Source organism: Paenibacillus sp. NMA1017, assembly GCF_058895805.1.
Genome location: NZ_JBZXYR010000007.1, coordinates 83,836 through 105,487, shown reverse-complemented (window position 1 = coordinate 105,487; position 21,652 = coordinate 83,836). Strand labels below are relative to the sequence as shown.

Sequence of the window (21,652 nt, the reverse complement as noted above, 5' to 3'; positions counted from 1 at the left end):
TTTTATTTTTTCACCCACTTTTATCGTACTCTTTTGCCATGTGCTATCCGATTAGCGTACAGGTTCAACACACACAGGTGAAGGAACCTCCAGCACATATCCTGTTCGGGTCAGCCGTCCATCCTCACTATGGATGGCAAAGGATACGATGTTGTTTCCATCCTGATTCGCTACTACCAAATAACCGGACAGGATGTTAAAGTTACGCGGCGTGCTGCCGAAGGTTTCCACCCATTCCACCGTCTTCAGCTTGCCGCTGTCCAGATCGATATGGTACAGCACGATGCTGTCATGACCGCGGTTTGACACATACAAAAAGCGTCCACAGGGCGTAATCCGAATATCGGCTGCTGTATTTTCTACATCTATAATGCCTTCTGGCAGTGTGGACAGGCTTTGCAGCAATGTAAGCTCCCCATTACGTTCGTTATAACTAAACACAGCGACTGTATTGTTCAACTCATTGGCGACAAAAGCATATGGACGCGAAGGATGAAAAACCAGATGACGCGGTCCAGAACCAGGTGGCAAATCTGTCTCACGATGGGTCACCAGTTTTCCATCCTCTGTCAAACGGTATACCACAATCTGATCCAGCCCCAAATCACATACCAGGGCATACTGTCCTGAAGGATCTGGAATAATCGAATGCGGATGTGCCGCATCCTGGCGGTCCTGGCGAATACCTGAGCCAGTATGCTGAACCTGCCCCGACATGTCTCCCAACCCTCCAGCTTCCGTCACAGGGAACACAACGGCATTGCCGCCTGAATAGTTGGAAGCCAGCACATATCGTCCATCGGTTGTTACGGAAACATAGCAAGTATGTGCTCCCCCCGTCCCTTTTCGATCCAAAGGATGTAATTCCCCCGTCTGGGTATTCACCTGATACGCATACAGCTCGCCTTCTTCTGTTTCACTGGCAGCATACAGCTTCGTCCCATCCGGGTGTAGCGCGAGAAAAGAAGGCCTCTCCATCCCTTCCACACCTCCAACCATGCGCAGATCACCATTGGTCACATTCAAAGCACATACATATATTCCTCTTTCCTGACGAGACGCATAAGTTCCTGTATAAAATAACTGCTCATTCCGCTCTTTCATCGGCTCTCATCTCCTTCTAGCTGTTTTTTACATATGATCTGGCTTTTAGCTCTACTATTTGGCTTGTTGTAAACTCATCATGCATTATTACCCAAGATTCTGTCGTTTCATTAACGTTTCGCGATGTATGCAAAAAAATAGCCTCCTTCGGTGCAATCTGTGGTTCACAAGAACGTCACAGTTCACACCAAAAGAGACTAAATTTACGAGAAGAACAACATTAAACCGCTGTAGTCTGCGTATCTCTGCTATTCCATTTTACAGCCAGCCCCAAACTAAGAATGAGAATGACTGCCCCAAAAATGTATGGCAAATTGATATGCACCTCGAACAATGTACCCGCAAGCGCAGGCCCCAGAATATTACCAATACTCATATAAGCATTGTTCATCCCGGCTGCAACTCCCTGCTCATCCCCCGCCATTTTGGATAAAGCAGTATTAATGGCAGGCCGCAGCAACGACGTAGCAGTAAAGAAGATGAGCGATACCCCGAGTACATAATAAAAGTTGCCGGAGAGCAGCATAAGCACAAGGGAAATTGCCGAAAACAGAAAGGAGCCGATAATAACACCTTTTTCGCCAAAACGATTCAACATCGGACTAATGACCACAGCTTGAATCACCGTTCCGACCAGTGCACCTACGGTAATAATGATAGCAATATCACGCTCATTATAATGGAACTTGCCTGTCACAAAGAAAGGAAACATCGTTTCAAAATGAGTCAGTCCAAAGGTTAACGTGAATATCATAATCAGCAGCATAAAGTAAGGCTTGCGGAAAGAAAGGGCAAACTGTTTAATCACATTGTCCCGTTTGGCCTTGACATTCCGAAACTTCAATTGTTTCTCCAGCGACAAGGTTTCGGGCAGCATAATCAAGGAAATCAGTGCAGCTACACCTGATACGGCCGCCGAAACATATAAAGGCGTACGAATCGAGATATCTGCCAGCAAGCCGCCCACACCTGGACCAATCACAAAGCCAAGAGACATGGCGGCACCCAACAGCCCCATTCCTCTACCGCGATTGTGGACCGTTGTAATGTCAGCAATATAGGCCATCATCGGAGGAATCATAAAAGCTGCCCCTGCACCTCCCAGTAAACGGGAGATATACAGTATGGTCAACGATTCCCCAATCGCAAACAATACAGAAGACGCCGTCATGATTACCAAACCGATAATAATCATTTTTTTACGTCCGTATTTATCGGACCATTCTCCCGCTAGCGGCGAAAACAGGAATTGGGTTAAGCCAAACACGGCAACCAAATAACCACCCGTTTCACCACTACCTCCTAAGGAGCTCATAAACTTGGGAAGGATCGGAATAATGAGCCCAATTCCCAGCATGGCAATAAACATATTAATCATCAAAATGACCAGCGGGCCCATTTTCAACTGTTGTGAATCTGACATGTTGCGTTTTGTCCTCCTCAGGTTCTTTATTTCGTATACGAAAATCTTATTTTGCAACCATTTCAGCAAAACTCTTCATTATATTAATAGAGAGAGAGACAAATAACAATCATAAAATACTTCCGATAACCCTGAATCTTTCCTTTGGCAGAACAGCAAAAAGGAACAACCTGAAAAGACGATGTTGTCCCTCTCATAACGAACGACCAGGGTGAAACTTCTGGAACGGTCTGGCGGTCCCTACGATCCCTATTGTGGATCTTCGAATAGCTCCTGTATCATCTTTTCCTTGTTATTCAGAAATTGTTTCGTGATGATAAAATGGTCGGTTTCCTCCAGCGTCCGGGTGTCGATCCCTTCATGTGTCAGATGATATAAGATGGAATCTGGATAAGCCATCAAAATGGGGGAATGAGTAGAAATGATAAACTGTGAGCCCTGCTGCACCAGCTCGTGAATCCGTGCAAGCATGGCCATCTGGCGCAAAGGCGATAACGCAGCCTCCGGTTCATCCAAAATATACAATCCTTGTCCTCCAAACCGATGCACAAATGCAGCAAAAAATGACTCGCCATGCGACTGCTCATGCAACGACTTACCCCCGTAGGAATCTCGAATCGGTCGCCCTCCTCCTTCTCGATCCATCTCGTCGATGTGAGTCGCCACATTATAGTAGCTTTCCGCCCGGAAAAAGAAGCCATCCCTCGGCTTCTCTATCCCTCTCACCAGCCGGATATGCTCATGCAGTGAGGAATGCGTGGCTTGTGTAGAAAAATTGAAGTTTTTAGTACCGCCCTCTGGATTAAATCCCCACGCGACCGCGATTGCCTCCATAAGCGTCGATTTACCTACGCCATTTTCTCCAATAATATAGGTGACGGAAGGATGGAATTTGAGTTCGTTCCACTGGTGTAAGGCTTTTAAGTTAAACGGATATTGGCTCTCGTCAGCATCAGGGGGCCATATCAGCTCCAGGCGACGTATAAAAAGATTGCGATCCCATATACTCATGTTCAGTTCAGCTCCATTGCCAAGCAATTCACTAGGTTTTCCATCATTATATTGGAATTATTTACAGCAATCAAACTGAAATCCCATTTCGTAACCCTTCTGTTGTTATTCAAGCGATTATTATAGGTATAATATATAGTAATGTTCATCGGGCATGAAATCTAATCACTTCATTCCATGTATATCTCATTCTTTTCCAAGCAGGTGAATCTATGAAATCTAATCACAAACCGATTCAATCTTTTAAAATCGTACAGTTCGTAATGACCATCTACAGGCAACGATTGACACGTATTTTGCTACCGTTGGCTGTACTGGCTTTTATTATATGGGAGGCCGGGCGAGAACTAAAAGACTTTAATCTGGCGCGTATGCTTCATGAACTGCGGCGAATGGATGCCACCTTTCTCATCGAGATTGGCTTGTTCTCACTGGCTGCCGTGGCGGCTATGAGCGCATACGATTACGTAATCAGGCATCATTTCAAGCTTCAGGTCAAGCCTGGAACAACATTTCGCTACGCTTGGATCTCCAATACCTTCAATAATGTCTTTGGTTTTGCAGGCTTTACAGGAGCGGGACTTCGCACAGTACTGTATAAAAAAAGCGGGGTGCCGTTGGGTGTCATCACCTCTGCGGTCGTGTTTCTTTCGCCAGTCGTCATTACCGGACTATCTTTGCTGGCTTGGGGAGCCATTGTCCATCTGTATCCGGTACAGCCTGTACTGGATGCTCATCCGTGGCTTCATTGGGCGCTGTGGGGAATGGCGTTGTACCTGCCGCTATTTCTGATCATGCAGCGCTCCAAACGGTATTCCACATGGTTCAACAAGGGAGAAGGACAGCTTTCCTGGTCCACCATCTCCGCTTCCATCAGTGCTTCCCTGCTGGAATGGCTGTTGGCTGGCCTTACCTTTGCATGGATCGGCTCGCACTTGCTCCATGAACTGCCGATGCATGCTGTGTTCGGCATTTATGTGATAGCCGCGATTGCCGGGTTGATCAGTCTTGCACCCGGAGGGGTCGGGGCATTCGACATCATTGCCCTGCTCGGGCTGCAAATGGCGGGAGCCAACTCAGATCGGGCACTGGCTGTGCTGCTGGTCTTTCGTGTCTTTTATTACATCATCCCGTGGCTCATTGGCTTGGTATTAGCCGCGCTGGAAATGATTCCGCGTAACGAGCGCCTGAATCAGCTAGCTGAGACGGGTTGGGATTACTCCCTTAATGCTTGGCAGAAGGTATGGGGCTGGCCTGGTCAATTTCGGTTTTTGGCAGATCTAGGGGTATGGGCGCTTGGTAAGCTGGTACTCATCTCTGGCGTGGTGCTTCTTTTGTCGGCAGCTACGCCAGGTCTGTTATATCGGCTCCGTTTTGCTGAGCATTTGCTCAGCCTGCCCGTCATGCGCTTGTCGCATGAAATCTCAGTCATCATCGGGATTATGCTTGTCGTCCTGTCCCACGGGATCTCTCTACGTATTCGCAGAGCATTGCGACTGACATTGATACTGCTGCTGACAGGAGCTATTTTCACCTTCACTAAAGGTCTAGATTTTGAAGAAGCCTTATTCCTACTGTTTGTGGCGTTAATGCTATGGATCTCGCGTTCGCGGTTTTATCGGGTCAGTGCACCGCTGAATCGGCACAACATCTTAATATGGGGTGGATTATCTCTACTCGTAACCGGAGCTTATTTTATCATTGGGGCAGGCTCCAACACTCCTTTTATGCGCCATTTGCATGCCAAGGTCCATCTGGACTTTTTTATGAACCGCAGCGATTACGGAGTTACCGCCGTGTTTAGTCTGATTTTGGCATGGGTATTCCTAACGGTATATTTCTTTCTTCGACCTCAGCGTAGCATCGCCAATCTACCCGACGAGCAGGAGCTGGATAAGCTAAAAGAATTTTTGGAGCGGCAGGGTGGTAATCTCGTTTCTCATATGCTTTTTTTGGGCGATAAATATCTGTATTGGACCAAGAACGAACAGGTGGTCATTCCCTATGCGCGCAGCCGGGACAAACTGATTGTATTAGGTGACCCCCTCGGTCCAAAAGAACGCGTGAGTGAAGCCATTCAGGAATTTCAGCGGTTCGCAGATCGGTATGCGTTGACGGCTGTATTTTATCAGGCATCGCCGGAGTATTTGTCCATCTATCACGAGAACGGCTATCGCTTTTTCAAACTGGGCGAGGAAGCACTTGTGCCGCTGGAATCATTTACACTGACGGGTAAAAGCAATCAAGCGCTACGCAGCGCCAAAAACCGCTTTGACCGCGATGGCTACTCGTTCGAAATCATCCAACCGCCTCTAGAGGCATCACTGATTGAAGAGATGCGTCATGTTTCGAATATTTGGCTGGACGGGCGCAAGGAGAAGGGATATTCACTCGGCTGGTTCAAAGAGCCTTATCTTCAATTGGCTCCGATTGCATTGCTAAAGGACTCTGAAGGAAAAGTCATCGCTTTCGCTACGATGGCCCCTGCATATGATCATGGACGGACGGTCTCCATTGACCTGATGCGCCACTTGCCTGACACGCCAAATGGCACGATGGATTACTTATTCACACGGGTCATTGAGTGGGCCAAGGAGAGTGGATATACGACATTTAATCTGGGAATGGCACCGCTGTCCCAGGTAGGACAAAGCGAAAAGGCATTGCGCGAGGAAAAGCTGGCTCGACTTGTTTTCCAATACGGGGGGCATTTTTACGGTTTTCAGGGGCTTCGGCGCTTTAAGGATAAGTTCAAGCCGCAATGGGAGCCGCGCTATCTGGCCTATCCGGCTTCTGTCTTTCTACCGATCCTGACGCTGGAGCTAGTATATCTCGTATCCAAACGCTCGGACTAAACAAAGAGCTAAACAAAAGGCTTTTGACAGCCTAACACGACGTAAAAAAGGGTGTTCCCCAACCACGAACGGTTGCAGGAACACCCTTTTACATTCACAAATCTTCTTAGAAGCTGCCTTTTACAACAACTTCAGACAGTGGGAAACGTCCTGATGGACGTGCTGGCACTTGTGCCTTACCTACGCTAATAAGCAGGGTTGGCAGGTAACGTGCTGGAATATTGAATTGCTCGATCAATTGTGCTGGAATGAAACCGCCCATTGCGCAAGTATCGTAGCCCAGAGATTTAGCAGCCAGCATAATGTTTTGTGCTGCAAAAGCAGAGTTCAGGATGGCGGCATCGCGAGCTACTTGCGGGTTTTGGTACGCGCCGTTGATTTGACCTACCAAGGCGTCGCGGATTTCCGCTGGCAGTGCGCCTGCTTCTACCGCTTGATCATAAATGACGGTGTTGCGGTTCGCTTCCAAATCACCCAATACGGCAATCGTAACGGAACTTTCCGCTACTTGGCCCTGATTGTAGGCGATAGGCAGCAATTTTTGCTTGTCTGCTTCGCTTTCGATAACAAGGAATTTCCAATGTTGAAGGTTCCAAGCGGAAGGAGCTTCTATCGCCGCAGTCAAAATAGCCTCCAAATCTTCCTCTGGCAATTTAAAATCCTTAACATAGCTCTTTACCGCGTGTCTTTCACTAATAGTAGATAGGGTTTCATTTTTTGGACTGGTCGACATTCTAGGCACACTCCTAATTTCTTAATATATATATCTAACTTGAATCCTCATTAACTTCCCAAACTACTGCAATTATAAAAATGATAGTGAATGATGTCAATATGTTTAAGTATGACCCTGCACTCAAAATACAGTACAATACGGATTAAGACATACATATCGGCAGATGCCTGCCGATGGGACAAGACACGGGTGAGTTCATATTGTTCTCATTTGAATTAAAAAAGGAGCGTTACTATGATTGGATCTTTTAAAAAAACGGATATTGCTTTGTTTGCCGCCTGGGTTGTAGCTTGTGTGGCCACATTGGGCAGTCTGTATCTCAGCGAGATTTTGGGGTATGAGCCTTGTAAGCTGTGCTGGTTTCAGCGCATTCTGATGTATCCCCTGACCCTTCTACTCGGGCTCGCCTATTTTCGAGGGGATTCGGGGATACGCCGTTATGTCATGCCGTTGGCTATCATTGGAGGTGCAATTTCAGCCTATCATTTCATCATTCAGCGCATCCATGCAGCCGCCAAAGCAGCTGCGCAAACTTCAACTTCCTGCGGCAGAGTATCCTGTGAACAGGATTACCTGAACTGGTTCGATTTTATTACCATTCCTTTTCTCGCACTGATCGCCTTTATCCTTATTATTGCAGCCATGGGTTATATCATGCGTCAGGAGAAAAAATCAGCTCAAGGAGAGGTACAAGCAAAGGAACTCGCATAAGTATGAAAGAGACCTAATTATAGGACCTGTTACCACCAAGAGGCGTATAATCCGCTTGCCAGAGGAAAGACTGTAACTAAATATATCCATTGCATATGTGGTATAATGTAAAAGGTTTGCAGTCTGTCCAATAACGCTTATATTCCTTATAGAGGGGGCCAGTCCATGTTTCATATTAGCACCCCATTGCTGCAATATGGCGCAACCTTCGGTATGATCGTAATCGCTATTTCGGCTATTTTCATCCGTATGAAGACAGGTCATCGCCCGATTAATGCAAAAAAAATCATCATTCCTCCGCTCGGCATGAGCACCGGTTTTATGATGTTTGTCGTGCCGGAAGTACGGGTTCCCTGGCTTTGGGCGCTGGGCGCTTTTCTGGTCGGCTGGTTTATTTTTTCTTACCCGCTGATCCGCAGCACCAAATTTGAATTGCAAGAAGGGCTGGTTTTCGTGCAACGCTCACGTACCTTCTTTTTTATCCTGATCAGCCTGCTGATCGTCCGATTGCTGCTGCATGAATTTATTCAGCATTACATTACCATTCCGCAGACGGCAGGGCTATTTTTCATCCTAGCCTTCGGGACCTTGTTACACTGGCGGCTTCGTATGTATTTTCAATATCGTCAGTTCGTTCCGAAAGAGACAGAAGTTCGCATCTGACAAACGGGTTTTTAACATGCATGTCCGCATGTTGCTGTATAGACCAAAAAGACACGTTCTCCCGACAGGAGGCCGCGTCCTTTTGGTCTTTTTGGTCTTTTTGGTCTTTTTGGTCTTTTTAGACCATCGGAGGCTACATTCCCGTCTTGCCCGAACGCCGGGCGCTAGACACTTACTGGGAGCTTTCCTTTGTAAACAGTGTGCTGCCGTTTGTATTGTTCTGCGGAGCATAAGCGCCATCCCAGGTGATAAAGAAGCTTGCTCCAGTGTAGATTTCATTCAGGGCCTTGTTCCAAAGCGAATAATCAAATTTCTTGAGTTGATTATTGTTGAGATCCACATGGTCGCCGCCCACGGCTGGTCCAATTTCGCTGAAGCCATAAGTTTTGCCAAGTCCTTTGATGTCATTGTAAGCCATCTTGATTTCATTGTCATTGGACGGATCGTCGCTGTAGGCATCGATGCCAATCCAGGTGACATAGCTGGAGCCGGGGTAATAAGCAGCCGCGTTGGCTCCTTTATTAGGAGCATAGACAAAATTGACGTTGGACATGCCATTGGTCGTCACAATGTAATTGTACAGATTGATGTACAGGTTCTTATAGTCCGTCGTGTTCTTGTCTCCCCACCAGAACCAGCCTCCGTTCATTTCATGGAAGGGTCTATAGTAAACAGGGGATGAGTTAAACTTTTGCAGGCCGTTCACGACGTTGTCAACCTGGGCCTTATAATTTTGCAGCCATGCGGGGCTGGACGAATTGATGGATGCAATGTCTGTATTGGCCAAGATCGTAAAATCGGAATCAGACATTGGGGCGTTTACATTTCCACCCTGGGGATTGGGCATGTGGGTGGAAACGGTGACGATTTTCCCCAAGTCTTGGATGGCGGAGGCGCTATCGGAGGTAATGGATGCTGTATCGGTTCCCCCCTGGTTCCAGTTCTGCAGATCATAAGAGACGATGTCAGGGTTGTAGGTCCAGACAGGACTGGTGTTTACAGTTCTATCATAGCCCAGGAACATGCCAGTATAGTTGATATTGCTCTCCGCGCCTGCCGTCATCGGTAGCGACAATAATAATGCAGCCCCGGTCAGGGCGCCGATCAAGCTCTTCGTTTTCTTGAATGAATTCATAATGGTTATCCTCCTGATGTTTATATCTTGCTGTTTGTAATCGCAAGACTTAAGATGTGACCGATATTCCCCTAGGACAATTCTGACTCGCAACCTACATGTTTTTCGTTTTAGCGAGTGGATCTGCATCTTCCTAAAGGAATACGTTTTTGTGATCCTCAATTACATCGACATCAAGGAAAAAAGTTGAAATAGTTCTATTAGAGTAAAAAAATAATTCATATAACAATAAACAAACAATTTCTGAAAAATGTGGTAGGGACTAAGTGTGTAATAAAGGAAATTTTTTTATTTCATTCTTATGAATTTGTTTTCAAATTATTGTTATTTTTGTACTATATAGAAGATTCATAATCACACACTTAACGTATCCTAACGTCTATCAGAACTAAGCTGATCACTCTGATGGCATAGCGTACATTTTCGTTAAAATGGTGGCCTGGCACTCATGAAACGAAAAAAACCGATATTCGCCTTTTCGCCAAAATCGGTTTTTGGAGGTGAAACTTTTATTCCCCGCAGTTTCCTATTCTTTATCCAGTCCATGCACCCGTTGGATCTTGATTAATTTTTTTTCGCTCTAAAAGGCTTGTAGAAGGCACGAATGTCCTGAGCTAAAAGCTTAGGTTCTTCACCCGCCGCAGCAAATTTTTTGTACTGGACCTTAATAGAATGCACGTAGCAAAAAGGGACTGTCCCCTGGACAGCCCCTTTTTGTAATATGTCTAGCCCATTCACCACGGTAATCTGTTTCCATGCGGTGGATGCCTGCTTTTATTGCTGGGTCAAAATGATCGGACCCTCTGCTGTAATGGCCAGCGTATGCTCGTATTGCGCAGACAAGCCGCCGTCCAACGTGCGTGCGGTCCAGCCGTCCGCATCAATTTTACTGCGGTATGTGCCCGTGTTGAGCATCGGCTCAATCGTAATGACCATACCCTCTTTTAAGCGTGGTCCCCGGTGCGGAGGTCCGTAATGTGGAACCTGCGGTTGCTCATGCATCTCTTCCCCGATGCCGTGCCCAATAAATTCGCGTACAACCGAGAAGCCTTCCGCTTCCGCGTAAGTTTGTATCGCATGGGAAATATCACCGATCCGGTTACCAATAACGGCTTGCTCAATCCCTTTATACAGCGATTCCTTGGTAACATCCAGCAGCTTTTGCGCCTGCTCAGACACATTACCCACCGCATACGACCAAGCGGAATCTGCCAGCCAGCCATTCAGGTTCACAACCATGTCGATCGTCACGATGTCCCCGTCCTTCAACGGTGTCTTATTTGGAAAGCCGTGGCAAATCACATCGTTAGGTGAGCCACAAGTTGCAAACTGGTAGCCGTTATAGCCCTTTTGCTCCGGTGTTGCGCCATGCTTCTTCATAAAGGCTTCCGCAAAGGCGTCAATTTCTAGTGTCGTAATGCCCGGCTTGATCATTTTGGCAATTTCCCGGTGGCAAGCAGCCAAAATGTCTCCAGCTTTTTTCATATTTTCAATTTGTTCTTTGGTTTTAATGATAATCATTAAACGGTCTCCTTCTTTTCCGTGTTCGTTCCACTTTTCACTGCTTCTTTTTTCTGCTTCTATTGTAACGCTAAAAGCAGCGAAATGGAACCGATGTCAACTGATACCGTTTACAAGGATCTTAAACGGGGTATATAATATTCCATAACTTGTATACCAGTATGCAAAATCATTTCCAAGATAGGAGTATCCTATGAAATATCCAACAACCTGGTTACAGGGCGCATCGCTTGGGGAAAGGATTGCTTGTGAACTTCGGCTTCAGATTATACGTGGCATTCAGACACCAGGCACTGTGCTATCTGAGAATCAGATTGCTGCCGATTTTGGTACCAGTCGTTCTCCGGTGCGTGAAGCCATGAAGGCACTCTCGGGCGAAGGACTGATCCGTTTGGAGCGCATGGGAGCGATTGTCGTCGGCATGACACCCGGTGATATGGAGGAGCTATTCGATGTGCGAATGCTGATTGAGCATTTTGTTGTACAAAGGTATGTACATAGTGATAATGCCACATTGGTGACTGTTTTGAATCAGATGATTGACAAAATGGAAGTCGCTCTCAAGTACAGGGATGTCGTTGAATTTTCTCTTCAGGATTTTAAGTTTCATGAGGCTCTGGTTCTGGAAGCAGGCCATACTCGTATTCTTCATACCTGGAACGGTATGAGACAGCTAATCCTAACGGTCATGTTAGCTGCGACAGAACAACGATTTGCGTCCAACATCGAAGAATCACAAGGCACGATTCACAAACATCGAACCTTTGCAAACGCTTTAAATGGAGGGAATGCTCAGGAGTTGTCGGGATTTATTGAGGATCATTATCGAGATACCCGCAACGCGGTTAACGATAGCGTCCTGTCTCCCTACAGAAGAAAGACATCGTCCTAGCCACAACGTGCGTGACAAAGAGCCGATGTACCGCGCTTTATGCGTTTCTCGCTGGCGCGGTTCTCTTTTAATTGAAGTTGTCGACAAGTATACATTTAGCTATACATATAAGAATAAGGAGGCATACCTTCATGAACACATTATTCGGCTTAAGCCATAACGCGTCCCTGCTCATATGGGCGCTAGTTACCGTCATTCTTTTGATTTTGCTAATTGCCAAATTCAAATGGAATCCCTTCGTTTCACTGCTGCTTTCGTCGGTATTTCTCGGACTGGTTAACGGGATGCCTGGACATGAAGTTACTGCCTCCATCACCAAAGGGCTCGGCAGTACACTCGGCTCCATCGCCATCGTGATCGGTTTAGGCACAATGCTCGGTAAAATGATGGCAGAATCCGGCGGTGCCGAACGCATCGCGACCACACTGATGGATCGTTTTGGTGAAAAACACGTTCATTGGGCGATGATGATCGTAGGCTTTATCGTGGGCATTCCGGTTTTTTTTGAGGTTGGTATTATTTTATTAATTCCCATCCTGTTCACGGTTGCCCGTAAAATGAATATGTCTCTGCTGAAAATCGGTATTCCAATGCTGGCAGGACTATCGACAGTACACGGTCTTTTACCCCCCCACCCGGCTCCAATGATCGCGATTGAAGCCTTTAACGCCAATATTGGACGCACGATAGGATATGCACTCATCGTGGGCATCCCATCCGCCATTATTGCAGGCCCGGTCTTCGGCGCTTGGATTGGTAAAAGAATCATGGTCAGACCTTCCGAGAAACTGGACGAGCAGTTCAGAAATACGACGGGACGGTCGTTACCTCCTTTTTGGATTACTTTGTTCACCATTTTGTTACCTGTTATTCTAATGCTTAGCGGATCAGTCGCTGAAATCGTAGACCCAGCCAATACACATCCGCTCTCTGTATTTTTCAAATTCATTGGTGATGAGGTTATGGCATTGCTGATTGCGGCCGTGTTTTCTTTTTTCTCGCTAGGCTATGCACGTGGTCTAAAGAAAGAGGACTTGTCCCGTTTTACCAGTGAATGTCTGGCACCAACAGCCTCTATTATCTTAATTATCGGGAGCGGTGGTGCATTTAAAACGGTATTGATCGACAGCGGTGTAGGTCAGGCCATTGCAGCGGTCGCTACAGGAGCCCATATGAATGTGATTGTATTTGCTTTTCTGGTCGCTGCGCTCATTCGTGTAGCCACTGGATCAGCGACAGTCGCGATGACGACAGGCTCCGGTATTGTCGCACCTGTGCTGGCGCTTACTCCCGGTGCGAATGTCGAACTGGTCGTCCTTGCTACAGGAGCAGGGTCGCTGATCTTGTCTCATGTGAATGACGCTGGTTTTTGGATGATTAAAGAATTTTTCAATATGACGGTTCCGCAGACTCTAAAATCATGGACCGTTATGGAAACCATCCTCTCCCTGGTCGCTTTCGGTTTGATTATGCTGCTGAGTGTGTTAATTTAACGATAATGAGCTAATAACGGTAAGTGAAGGGGAGATTGAATATGACAGACATCCGATATATGATCGGCGTCGATATCGGTACGACCAGTACCAAAGCGGTGCTTTTCGAAGAAAACGGCAATATTGCCGCCCAGCACCATGTGGGCTATCCGCTCCATACACCTGAGCCGGATGCGGCAGAACAGGACCCGGAAGATATTTTCAAAGCTGTCGTGACGACGGTGCAAGAGGTCATGAAACAAAGCGGAGTGTCAGCCGAGCATGTGCTGTTCGTCTCCTTCAGTTCGGCCATGCACAGTGTACTGGCGGTGGATAAGAACGGCAAACCGCTGACCGCCTCCATCACTTGGGCAGATAACCGTAGCGCCAAATGGGCCGAAGCGCTCAAACATGAATACAACGGACACGACATTTACTTACGCACCGGCACGCCCATTCATCCCATGTCACCGCTAACGAAACTGATGTGGATTACACGGGATTTACCGGATGTTGTGGCCCAGACGTACAAATTCATTTCCATTAAGGAGTACGTCTTTGCCCGGTTATTCCACCAATATGTCGTGGATCACTCGATTGCCTCTGCAACCGGACTCATGAATTTGCAACAGCTGGACTGGGACGAGGAAGCGCTACACATTGCAGGTGTGACGAAGGAGCAGCTATCCGAGTTGGTGCCGACAACTCATGTGCTCAAAGGGCTGGATGAGACCTATGCGCATGACATGGGCCTACTGGAGACGACTCCTTTTGTGATTGGGGCCAGTGACGGTGTCTTGTCCAACCTCGGTGTGAATGCGATCAAGCCTGGAGTCGTCGCGGTTACCATCGGCACCAGCGGAGCCATCCGTACTGTAGTTGATAAGCCGCTTACGGATGCCAAAGGACGCTTCTTCTGTTACGCCTTGACCGAAAAGCTGTGGGTCATCGGCGGCCCGGTGAACAACGGAGGTATAGTCTTCCGCTGGATCCGGGATGAATTTGCAGCCTCCGAGGTGGAAACGGCCAAACGACTGGGACTTGATCCATATCATGTACTGACCCAAATTGCGGAACAGGTACGTCCTGGTTCCGACGGTCTGCTCTTTCTTCCGTACTTATCCGGTGAACGTGCGCCCCTGTGGGACCCGAATGCTCGCGGCTCCTTCTTCGGTCTGTCCCTGCGTCACAAAAAAGAGCATATGATTCGCGCCGCCCTGGAAGGTGTGCTGTTCAATTTGTATACCGTCATGCTCGCCATGGAAGAAGTCATCGACAGACCGTCAGTCATTCACGCCACGGGTGGATTTGCACGCTCGGAGCTATGGAGACAGCTCATGGCAGATATTTTTGATCAGGAAGTCATTATCCCCGAAAGTCTGGAAAGCTCATGTCTGGGCGCAGCTATTCTAGGCTTGTACGCACTGGGACGGATTGATTCGCTGGATGCTGTGTCCGGTATGATCGGTACCACTCACCAGCACAAACCGGTAGCAGAACACGTGGATATTTATCGTGATTTACTGCCGATTTATATTCGCATTTCACGTAAATTCGAAGAAGAATTCAAGGATATTGCGGAATTTCAGGCCAAGTCCCTACAATCTTTAAATTAGTGGAACCTGTTCTAACGCTGCTGCGTATTACCGTTTTATAAAAACCTGTCTATGTCAGTTGGGCAGGGTAAGAAGGAGGATTAGACGATGCTCAAACAATTACTGCACCGCCTGCTACATTCCACCTCTCATTCTCATAAGCGGCGATACAGCAGCTCAGACCGTTATTACGAACGTGAACGTAAACGCCATTCTTCTTCAGACGGTTACAAGAATAGCCACAATGGACACCGATATTACAAAGATAAACGCCGTCATTACTCCAGTTCTTAGCCAAACAACAAGTAGTAGCGACGGAATAGAGCGTAACTAAAGCGAAGACCCTTCTCATCTCAAGGGCCTTCGCTTTATTGTTGTGCGCCCTTCGTTATGCAGGGCAACATCGGTGCATTGTACAGGAAATCGGCCATGACCGAAATTACAGAAACAGGGTTTTAGAGATGATCACCAACAAAATAAACAGAACCAGAATTGCTCCTACAGAGGTCCATGCTCCTACACCATAACCCATTCCGCCTACTCCACACATATGACTCATTTACAACACTCCCTTCGCTCATTTACAGGATCATTGTATGTAGACCTGGTCAAATGCGTAAGGGGGGCATTCCCCCATTTTTGCGGCGAATGCCTGTTTATTTTCAGGAATTAACGTTATGGGTTAACCTCAAGCAGCAACAATGCTTCCTCCAGCTCTTGCATAAACTGTCGGCTATTCTCATAACGTGGCCGAATCTGAAAAAGACGCTCCAGCATATGACGCACAGGTGAACTCAGCTTCAATTCTTCCTGCCAGCTTGCCGGCGGTTGATCCGGCTGAGGCTCGTAACTGCTATACAGCATAAAAAGCATTAAATGTCCGACATCGTACAAATCGCTGTAGACGGCGACATCTTGTCGCTCGAGTGCGCGCTTTTCCAGCATGGATTCGGTAAATACATCCTCCTGTCGCTCTCCCACCGCCAGAGCAAGACCAAAGTCGATCAGGTAAGGCTTCCCCTCACGGTGAATCACATTGGGAATGCGGATATCCCGATGGATATAGCCCCGTTCATGTACATGCAGAACTCGCTCCATTAACTCCAAAATGTAGACAACGCATTCCTGTTCTGTAAAGGAACGCTCCTGTTCAAATATAAGCTCCTCCAGCGTCATGCCGGAGATGTATTCCATGACCACAACTATTCCGTTCGAATGTTCGACACTTTCGAGTAGCTTCGGAATATAGGGGTGTTCCATCTGCCGCATAATATGAGCCTCGCGCTGCAATAGTTGAACTGCCTTCGCCCGTTTGCTCGGTCTGGGCATTTTCACCGCCACCTCTTGTCCGCTGTGCCGATCCAAACAGAGATAGGTCAGACCATAGCTCCCCATGCCTAAAAGCGAACGAACATCATAACGTCCGCTCAGTAAATCGCCAGGCTGTTTCGGATAATCCAACCATGATTCATATGCGTTCCGCAACCATGCAAACATACTTATATCCTTTCCTCTACATGCCGCAGCAACGTTTCTTATGCGGCTTGTTCTAGTATTCTTGTGTTCCGTTATTATACCATCCACGATAAAAGACCATCAGTCCCGGAAGGTCTGATGGTCTTTATCAGAAAAGATGCTGGCTATGCCTCTCTGCGTCTGCGCGGTGTCAGACCAAGCCAGGACAACAACGAACTGCGCGATTTGCGTTGCCTGCCCTGGTAGGTACGCAAATTAGTAATTAACTGCCGGTCCCGTTCCTCATCGATCCTTTCTTTCATCCAACGTTTTTGATCCTCCAGTTGGTTAGACAGGTTGATATTCTTTTCCACCAAACGGCTGTGCTCTGCTTCCAGTTCCTCCAAACGGCTCCGCATTTCCAACAATGCGGTTTGCACCATGTCCTGCATCTGCGCCATTTCTTGCGACTCTACAGACTCCTGCGTTTGTAAGGATACAGGCGCTTGCTCCAATCTATACTCAATCGCTGATGCCAAAGTCTGGAACTCTTCCTGCGACTGTAACTGCATGGATTCCTCTGACAGTTCCTGAGCATTCATTTCATCCTGTAACTCTGTCAATTCAACCGTAGCAGCAGCTTGCGCCTGCATGACCGTCTCTTCCCTGCCCTCAGCCGCCGCCATTATTTCTTCCCAGGTTGCGGTCAATGACTCAGCATCCGAGATGGGTGGCAAGCGGAATTCTTCATCCTCCATTTGAAAGGGAGCGGTCACTCTCTCAAGCACCACCTGAACCGCCTGCTCCATCGTCATATGCTGCTCACGCAACGCCCTCCGCATCAGCTTCAAGCACTCAACATCCTCAGCACTGAACATCCTCGATTGATTCGCGGAACGCTGAAACACATACCCCTGCTCCTCCAGCGCCGCTGCATATTTACGAAGGGTACTCGCCCCGATTCCCAACTGTTTTGCTGCTTCCGTCGTCGATTTGCTTTCTTCCATTTAATCATTACCTCCCCGGATGGTATGGAAAGAAATAAGCTTGTATATGTAGAATTCGCGAAATCCATTGGAAACCCTTTGGCAAAAATGTTCTAATATTGCAGACTGCTAAGAACCTTTGTCATAACGAAATATTTGTAGATATACCAGGATTTCGCAAAATTCGATTCCAGTCGCTCCAAAGTGCAAGATATAGACGAACTAAACCATTTCGATCTTTATCTTGTTCATTGGAAGTCGCTTAAGGGATTTTTGCAAAATCCTCAGATATACAAGAAACGACATTGCAGAGAATACTTCGTTCTATGTACACTAAAGACTCTTTAAAGAGCGTCACATAAATGTCACACTTTCATTATTTCTATGGCACTATTCCTTCCATCAATATAGTTCATGTTATAATTTATACAGCAGTCACCTTAAATATAAATTGAAATGTGCTCTCCTATCTTCCAGTAAAAGTATTGATAATTTACGTTCATTCTATAATTAATCCTAAAGAACACCTCTATTCACAGTTTATCTTTAATTTCCCGGAATGGAGACAAAAAAATGGATATTTTCAAAAGATCAGCAATATGTTATGTTATGTAACGTAAAATGGATTTCAGGCATAATTTGTAGCATATTAACGTTCGCTGGAACGAGGAGGCAACATAGATGAAGGGGAAGGCAAGGAAAGTAGCTATTGTCGGCGCGGGAATGGTCGGTTCGAGCTGTGCCTACTCAATGGTTAATCAGTCCATTTGTGATGAGATCATGATGATTGACCGCACGTATGATCGGGCTTTGGCCCATGCATTGGATCTGTCCCATTGTATGGATTTTACGTCTACACGTACCAAGGTGCGTGCAGGCACGTATGCAGACTGTACGGATATGGACGTGGTGATTATAACGGCTGGAGCCAACCCTAAACCGGGTCAAGACCGCCTATCTGTGCTGGACGACGCAGTGCTTATTACCAGAGAGATTGTAACAGCGATTATGGAGGGTGGCTTCGACGGTATATTCGTCATTGCCGCTAATCCTGTCGACATTGTAACGTATATGGTACAAAGTATATCCGGTCTGCCGCGCAACAAGGTGATCGGCACGGGCACCTCCATTGACTCATCCCGACTTAAGACGTTGCTTTCTGAAGTATTTTCCATAGATCCACGCAGCGTACAAGGATATGCTCTTGGCGAGCATGGCGAATCCCAATTCGTTGCCTGGTCACACGTCACGATTGGCGGTAAGCCGCTTTTACACATTTTACGGCAGCATAAGGAACGATTCAGCCACGTCGATCTGGACGACATTGCCCGTAAAACTCGTGATGCAGGCTGGGAGATCTTTACCCGCAAAGGGGCCACTTATTTTGGTATTGCCAATGCGCTGGCGTACATTACCCGTTCCATTTTAAATGATGATGGTAAAATTATAGCGGTCTCTGCTGTATTGGACGGCGAGTACGGGCACACAGATGTCTGCACGGGTGTTCCAGCGATTATCGGCAGCAAAGGAATTCAAGAGGTCATCGAGCTGGAGCTAAGTCCAGAAGAACAAGCGAAGTTCGACGCCTCTTGCCACCTTATCAGCAATAATATCCGTGCCATTTCAGGCTTAGTGTAAACCAATAGCACAGTAAAAAACTCCTTACCTCATTTAGGATAAGGAGTTTTTGCAGTCCCCGTATTTCGCCCTATATCTCTTTATAACGAAATACCGTCAGTCCCGCCACCGTAAATACGACAAAGCTACCCATTATAACCGTCAACAGTGTATCAGTTGGCACCATGAACGCCCCGAAGTTGTCTCTTCCACTCGGCATCATCGCCAATAAAGGCTGTGTCCATGGATAGTACGGACCGTAGGTTTGAGAATTGGCGACCAGAATATTCGGCACGGTGAATACGAAATTCAACGCAAGCGGTGCGGCAAAGCTGGACCACAGGAAGGACACCATCAACTGCAACGCAGCCAGCGGCAGGCAGGCTACCCAGCCTGCGAGCAAACTTTGAGCGATCACGGCCCATGGAATCGGTCCGTTCATGTCCTGCACAGCTCCAACACCCAGCAGCGCTCCTCCGAACAGTAGCTGGGTCAATCCGACCAAGGCCATAATGATGGTCAGCTTGGCCGCGTACAGACTGGTGCGGGACAATGGCAATGACATGAGTTGCTTCCAACCGCCGCCCCCATGCTCGAATCGGCAGACCAGAGATGCAAATACGGCGGTCAGCATCGGCATGAACAGCAGCGCATGAACTGTAAGCATGGCAGACAACAACACCTGCCAATTCCCTCCTGGATTTGCCAGCAAACCAATCAGGACGGCAATCGCCGGGCTGACGAGCGCGAGCAGCCAGACGGGCGATTTCGCCATTTTCAACCGTTCAACAGAAAGCAGCCGTACATATCCTCCGAACATTACGCCACATCCTTTCGGCTAAAATGGGCCGCTGTCAGCAGGCTGAGAAGCACACCCGTTCCGCAACCGACGGACGCAAACATCCACGCTTGAGGTGCAACCCATGCGAATTGAGGCCAAGCCAATGGAAACCATTCGGACAGCTGCGAAGCAAACAAGCTGCCGATGCCTAACGTAATGCCCAGTGTTACAGGCAGCGCCTGATTATGGAACGTGACCGTTAACCACAACAACAATACGAGCATAGGCAGCGTGCCGCCCAAGGGCCAAAACCCGAGTCGTAGCAGTTCCCCTACGGGTGCGGGCTCTCCCCCGAAGCCGAGTAGCATGCCCAGTCCCCACGTTCCGGCCGTCAGGAGTACACAGGACACACACAGCATCCCGATCGCCAGTGTCAGCTTGGCCATATAGACGCTGAATTTGGAAATCGGCAAAGCCAACAGTTGCTTCCAGGAGTTAGACGAATGTTCCACATTCGCCAGCATGGAAGCAACCATGGTGGCTCCTAATACCAGCGCAAGGGGGACGAAAACAGCGATGTTATCCATCAAGCTTTCCCATAAACGTCCCTTGTATCGCGGAATCAGATAGTCATAGCGGAGTCCAAAGTTCAGCGCCTGCATGGCCACCAGCCCCAGAGGACCGAGAAACACCAGGAACCAGATTCCCTTTCTACGTGCTTTGAGCAGATCCGCCATCAGTGCTCGTAGCATCATAAGGAAGCTCCTCCTTTGCCCACCACCTGCATGAACATATCTTCCAGCGATTTGCGGTGTTCCTCCACACGGTATACAGCATGCGTATTTTCGACCAATCTTCTGACCAGCAGCGCAACAGCCGCATCATTCATGTTCTCGAATTCCAGCGCCGACCCGTCCTTCACCGAATGGTAGCCCTGCTCACGTGCAATCAACTGGGCGGCTTCCGGTTCCGACACTACGATCCGAATCCCGCCTGCGGATTCCTGACGGAGATTATGGATCGTGTTTTGAAAGACCAACTCTCCTTCACGGATAATACCCACGGTATTCGCCATATGCTCTACCTCGCTCAACAGATGGCTGGATACCAGCACGGTGATCCCCCGTTGCTTGGGCATCTCCTGAATCAATGTGCGCATCTCCTGAATACCCTCCGGGTCCAAGCCATTCGTAGGCTCATCCAAAATGAGCACTTCGGGATTCCCAAGCAGGGCGGCTGCAATACCCAGTCTCTGCTTCATGCCCAGCGAGTAGCCTTTGACTGGACGTTTGGCATGCTTGGTCAGTCGGACGACCTCTAACACTTCCGCAATGTTTTGCTTGGGTACATTTAAAATACGGCGAATGGCCTCCAGATTTTCAATGGCGTTCAAATGACCATAATACGAAGGATACTCCACCAACGAGCCGACCTTACGCAAAATATCAAGCTTATGTCTGCGAATATCTTTGCCGAATATACGGATCGTTCCTCGAGTTGGGCGAATAAGTCCAAGCAGCATGCGGATCGTCGTCGTTTTCCCCGCTCCATTCGGACCCAGAAATCCGTAAATATCTCCTCGGGCTATTTTCAGGTCCAGCTGATTAACCGCCGCGCGGCCTTTGTATATTTTGCTGAGACTGTTCGTTTCAATAATGTATTCGTTCAAGTTCCTCACCTCGACACCTATCGTAA

20 protein-coding genes are annotated in these 21,652 nt (G+C 47.7%); 8 read left to right on the top strand and 12 right to left on the bottom strand.

All coding sequences use genetic code 11. The features are described from left to right. Window positions 1–51: 51 nt before the first annotated feature. The 3 genes from AC5ELV_RS17660 to AC5ELV_RS17650 form a co-directional block, all read right to left on the bottom strand. Entirely contained in the window at window positions 52–1,104 is a 1,053-nt protein-coding gene (locus AC5ELV_RS17660; protein WP_493431211.1) for a lactonase family protein, read from the bottom strand. 220 nt (window positions 1,105–1,324) lie between these two features. Beyond that, window positions 1,325–2,527 carry an MFS transporter gene (locus AC5ELV_RS17655; protein ID WP_493431210.1) on the bottom strand — a complete coding sequence of 401 codons (1,203 nt, stop codon included), beginning with the start codon at window positions 2,525–2,527 and terminating at the stop codon, window positions 1,325–1,327. Between the two features lie 249 nt (window positions 2,528–2,776). After that, entirely contained in the window at window positions 2,777–3,538 is a 762-nt protein-coding gene (locus AC5ELV_RS17650; protein WP_493431209.1) for an AAA family ATPase, read from the bottom strand. Window positions 3,539–3,750: 212 nt separating this feature from the next. Here AC5ELV_RS17650 and mprF point away from each other — a divergent pair, with 212 nt between their 5' ends. Then, window positions 3,751–6,393 carry a bifunctional lysylphosphatidylglycerol flippase/synthetase MprF gene (mprF, locus tag AC5ELV_RS17645; RefSeq protein WP_493431208.1) on the top strand — a complete coding sequence of 881 codons (2,643 nt, stop codon included), beginning with the start codon at window positions 3,751–3,753 and terminating at the stop codon, window positions 6,391–6,393. A gap of 106 nt (window positions 6,394–6,499) precedes the next feature. On the opposite strand, the gene AC5ELV_RS17640 is transcribed toward mprF, so the two are convergent. Continuing rightward, window positions 6,500–7,126: a nitroreductase family protein gene (locus tag AC5ELV_RS17640; RefSeq protein ID WP_493431207.1), complete on the bottom strand. Its 627-nt coding sequence runs from the start codon at window positions 7,124–7,126 to the stop codon at window positions 6,500–6,502. Between the two features lie 237 nt (window positions 7,127–7,363). On the opposite strand from AC5ELV_RS17640, the gene AC5ELV_RS17635 reads away from it, so the two are divergent. Next, window positions 7,364–7,840: a disulfide oxidoreductase gene (locus AC5ELV_RS17635; protein ID WP_493431206.1), complete on the top strand. Its 477-nt coding sequence runs from the start codon at window positions 7,364–7,366 to the stop codon at window positions 7,838–7,840. A 165-nt stretch (window positions 7,841–8,005) separates the two neighbouring features. Further along, window positions 8,006–8,503: a CcdC family protein gene (locus AC5ELV_RS17630; RefSeq protein WP_493431205.1), complete on the top strand. Its 498-nt coding sequence runs from the start codon at window positions 8,006–8,008 to the stop codon at window positions 8,501–8,503. Window positions 8,504–8,675: 172 nt separating this feature from the next. On the opposite strand, the gene AC5ELV_RS17625 is transcribed toward AC5ELV_RS17630, so the two are convergent. Both AC5ELV_RS17625 and map read right to left on the bottom strand, forming a co-directional pair. Further along, window positions 8,676–9,638, bottom strand: coding sequence for a glycoside hydrolase family 26 protein (locus AC5ELV_RS17625; protein WP_493431204.1), 963 nt, complete (start codon window positions 9,636–9,638; stop codon window positions 8,676–8,678). Between the two features lie 774 nt (window positions 9,639–10,412). Continuing rightward, a complete protein-coding gene (gene map, locus AC5ELV_RS17620; RefSeq protein ID WP_307351911.1) occupies window positions 10,413–11,159 on the bottom strand; it encodes a type I methionyl aminopeptidase in 747 nt (248 codons plus the stop codon). A 193-nt stretch (window positions 11,160–11,352) separates the two neighbouring features. On the opposite strand from map, the gene AC5ELV_RS17615 reads away from it, so the two are divergent. From AC5ELV_RS17615 to AC5ELV_RS17600, 4 genes are all read left to right on the top strand, one after another. Continuing rightward, complete coding sequence (locus AC5ELV_RS17615; protein ID WP_493431203.1) at window positions 11,353–12,051, top strand: GntR family transcriptional regulator; 699 nt, start codon at window positions 11,353–11,355, stop codon at window positions 12,049–12,051. A 131-nt stretch (window positions 12,052–12,182) separates the two neighbouring features. Then, the gene (locus AC5ELV_RS17610) at window positions 12,183–13,544 is read left to right on the top strand and encodes a GntP family permease (RefSeq protein WP_493431202.1); all 1,362 of its coding nucleotides are present in this window, start codon (window positions 12,183–12,185) and stop codon (window positions 13,542–13,544) included. A gap of 41 nt (window positions 13,545–13,585) precedes the next feature. Then, window positions 13,586–15,139 carry a gluconokinase gene (gene gntK / locus AC5ELV_RS17605; protein WP_493431201.1) on the top strand — a complete coding sequence of 518 codons (1,554 nt, stop codon included), beginning with the start codon at window positions 13,586–13,588 and terminating at the stop codon, window positions 15,137–15,139. Window positions 15,140–15,226: 87 nt separating this feature from the next. After that, window positions 15,227–15,412, top strand: coding sequence for a hypothetical protein (locus tag AC5ELV_RS17600; RefSeq protein ID WP_061831157.1), 186 nt, complete (start codon window positions 15,227–15,229; stop codon window positions 15,410–15,412). Window positions 15,413–15,557: 145 nt separating this feature from the next. Here AC5ELV_RS17600 and AC5ELV_RS17595 read toward each other — a convergent pair whose 3' ends face one another. From AC5ELV_RS17595 to AC5ELV_RS17585, 3 genes are all read right to left on the bottom strand, one after another. After that, window positions 15,558–15,677, bottom strand: coding sequence for a YjcZ family sporulation protein (locus AC5ELV_RS17595; RefSeq protein WP_340953961.1), 120 nt, complete (start codon window positions 15,675–15,677; stop codon window positions 15,558–15,560). 116 nt (window positions 15,678–15,793) lie between these two features. Next, a complete protein-coding gene (locus AC5ELV_RS17590) occupies window positions 15,794–16,615 on the bottom strand; it encodes a serine/threonine protein kinase (protein ID WP_493431200.1) in 822 nt (273 codons plus the stop codon). A gap of 143 nt (window positions 16,616–16,758) precedes the next feature. Then, window positions 16,759–17,580 (bottom strand): MerR family transcriptional regulator, encoded by an 822-nt coding sequence (locus AC5ELV_RS17585; RefSeq protein ID WP_493431199.1) that lies wholly within the window; start codon window positions 17,578–17,580, stop codon window positions 16,759–16,761. Window positions 17,581–18,240: 660 nt separating this feature from the next. Between AC5ELV_RS17585 and AC5ELV_RS17580 the strand changes: the two genes are divergently transcribed. Continuing rightward, window positions 18,241–19,197: an L-lactate dehydrogenase gene (locus AC5ELV_RS17580; RefSeq protein ID WP_322157618.1), complete on the top strand. Its 957-nt coding sequence runs from the start codon at window positions 18,241–18,243 to the stop codon at window positions 19,195–19,197. Window positions 19,198–19,267: 70 nt separating this feature from the next. Here the strand turns inward: AC5ELV_RS17580 and AC5ELV_RS17575 are convergent, their stop codons facing one another. Genes AC5ELV_RS17575 through AC5ELV_RS17565 form a run of 3 tightly spaced genes read right to left on the bottom strand, consistent with a single transcriptional unit; the run spans window position 19,268 to window position 21,626 of the window. Next, window positions 19,268–19,996 (bottom strand): ABC transporter permease, encoded by a 729-nt coding sequence (locus AC5ELV_RS17575; protein ID WP_493431198.1) that lies wholly within the window; start codon window positions 19,994–19,996, stop codon window positions 19,268–19,270. Then, window positions 19,996–20,712, bottom strand: a complete 717-nt coding sequence (locus AC5ELV_RS17570) for an ABC transporter permease (RefSeq protein ID WP_493431197.1) — start codon at window positions 20,710–20,712, stop codon at window positions 19,996–19,998. Before AC5ELV_RS17570 ends, AC5ELV_RS17575 begins: the two co-directional genes overlap by 1 nt. After that, complete coding sequence (locus AC5ELV_RS17565; RefSeq protein WP_493431196.1) at window positions 20,709–21,626, bottom strand: ABC transporter ATP-binding protein; 918 nt, start codon at window positions 21,624–21,626, stop codon at window positions 20,709–20,711. The genes AC5ELV_RS17570 and AC5ELV_RS17565 overlap by 4 nt, the downstream gene beginning before the upstream one ends. Window positions 21,627–21,652 lie beyond the last annotated feature (26 nt).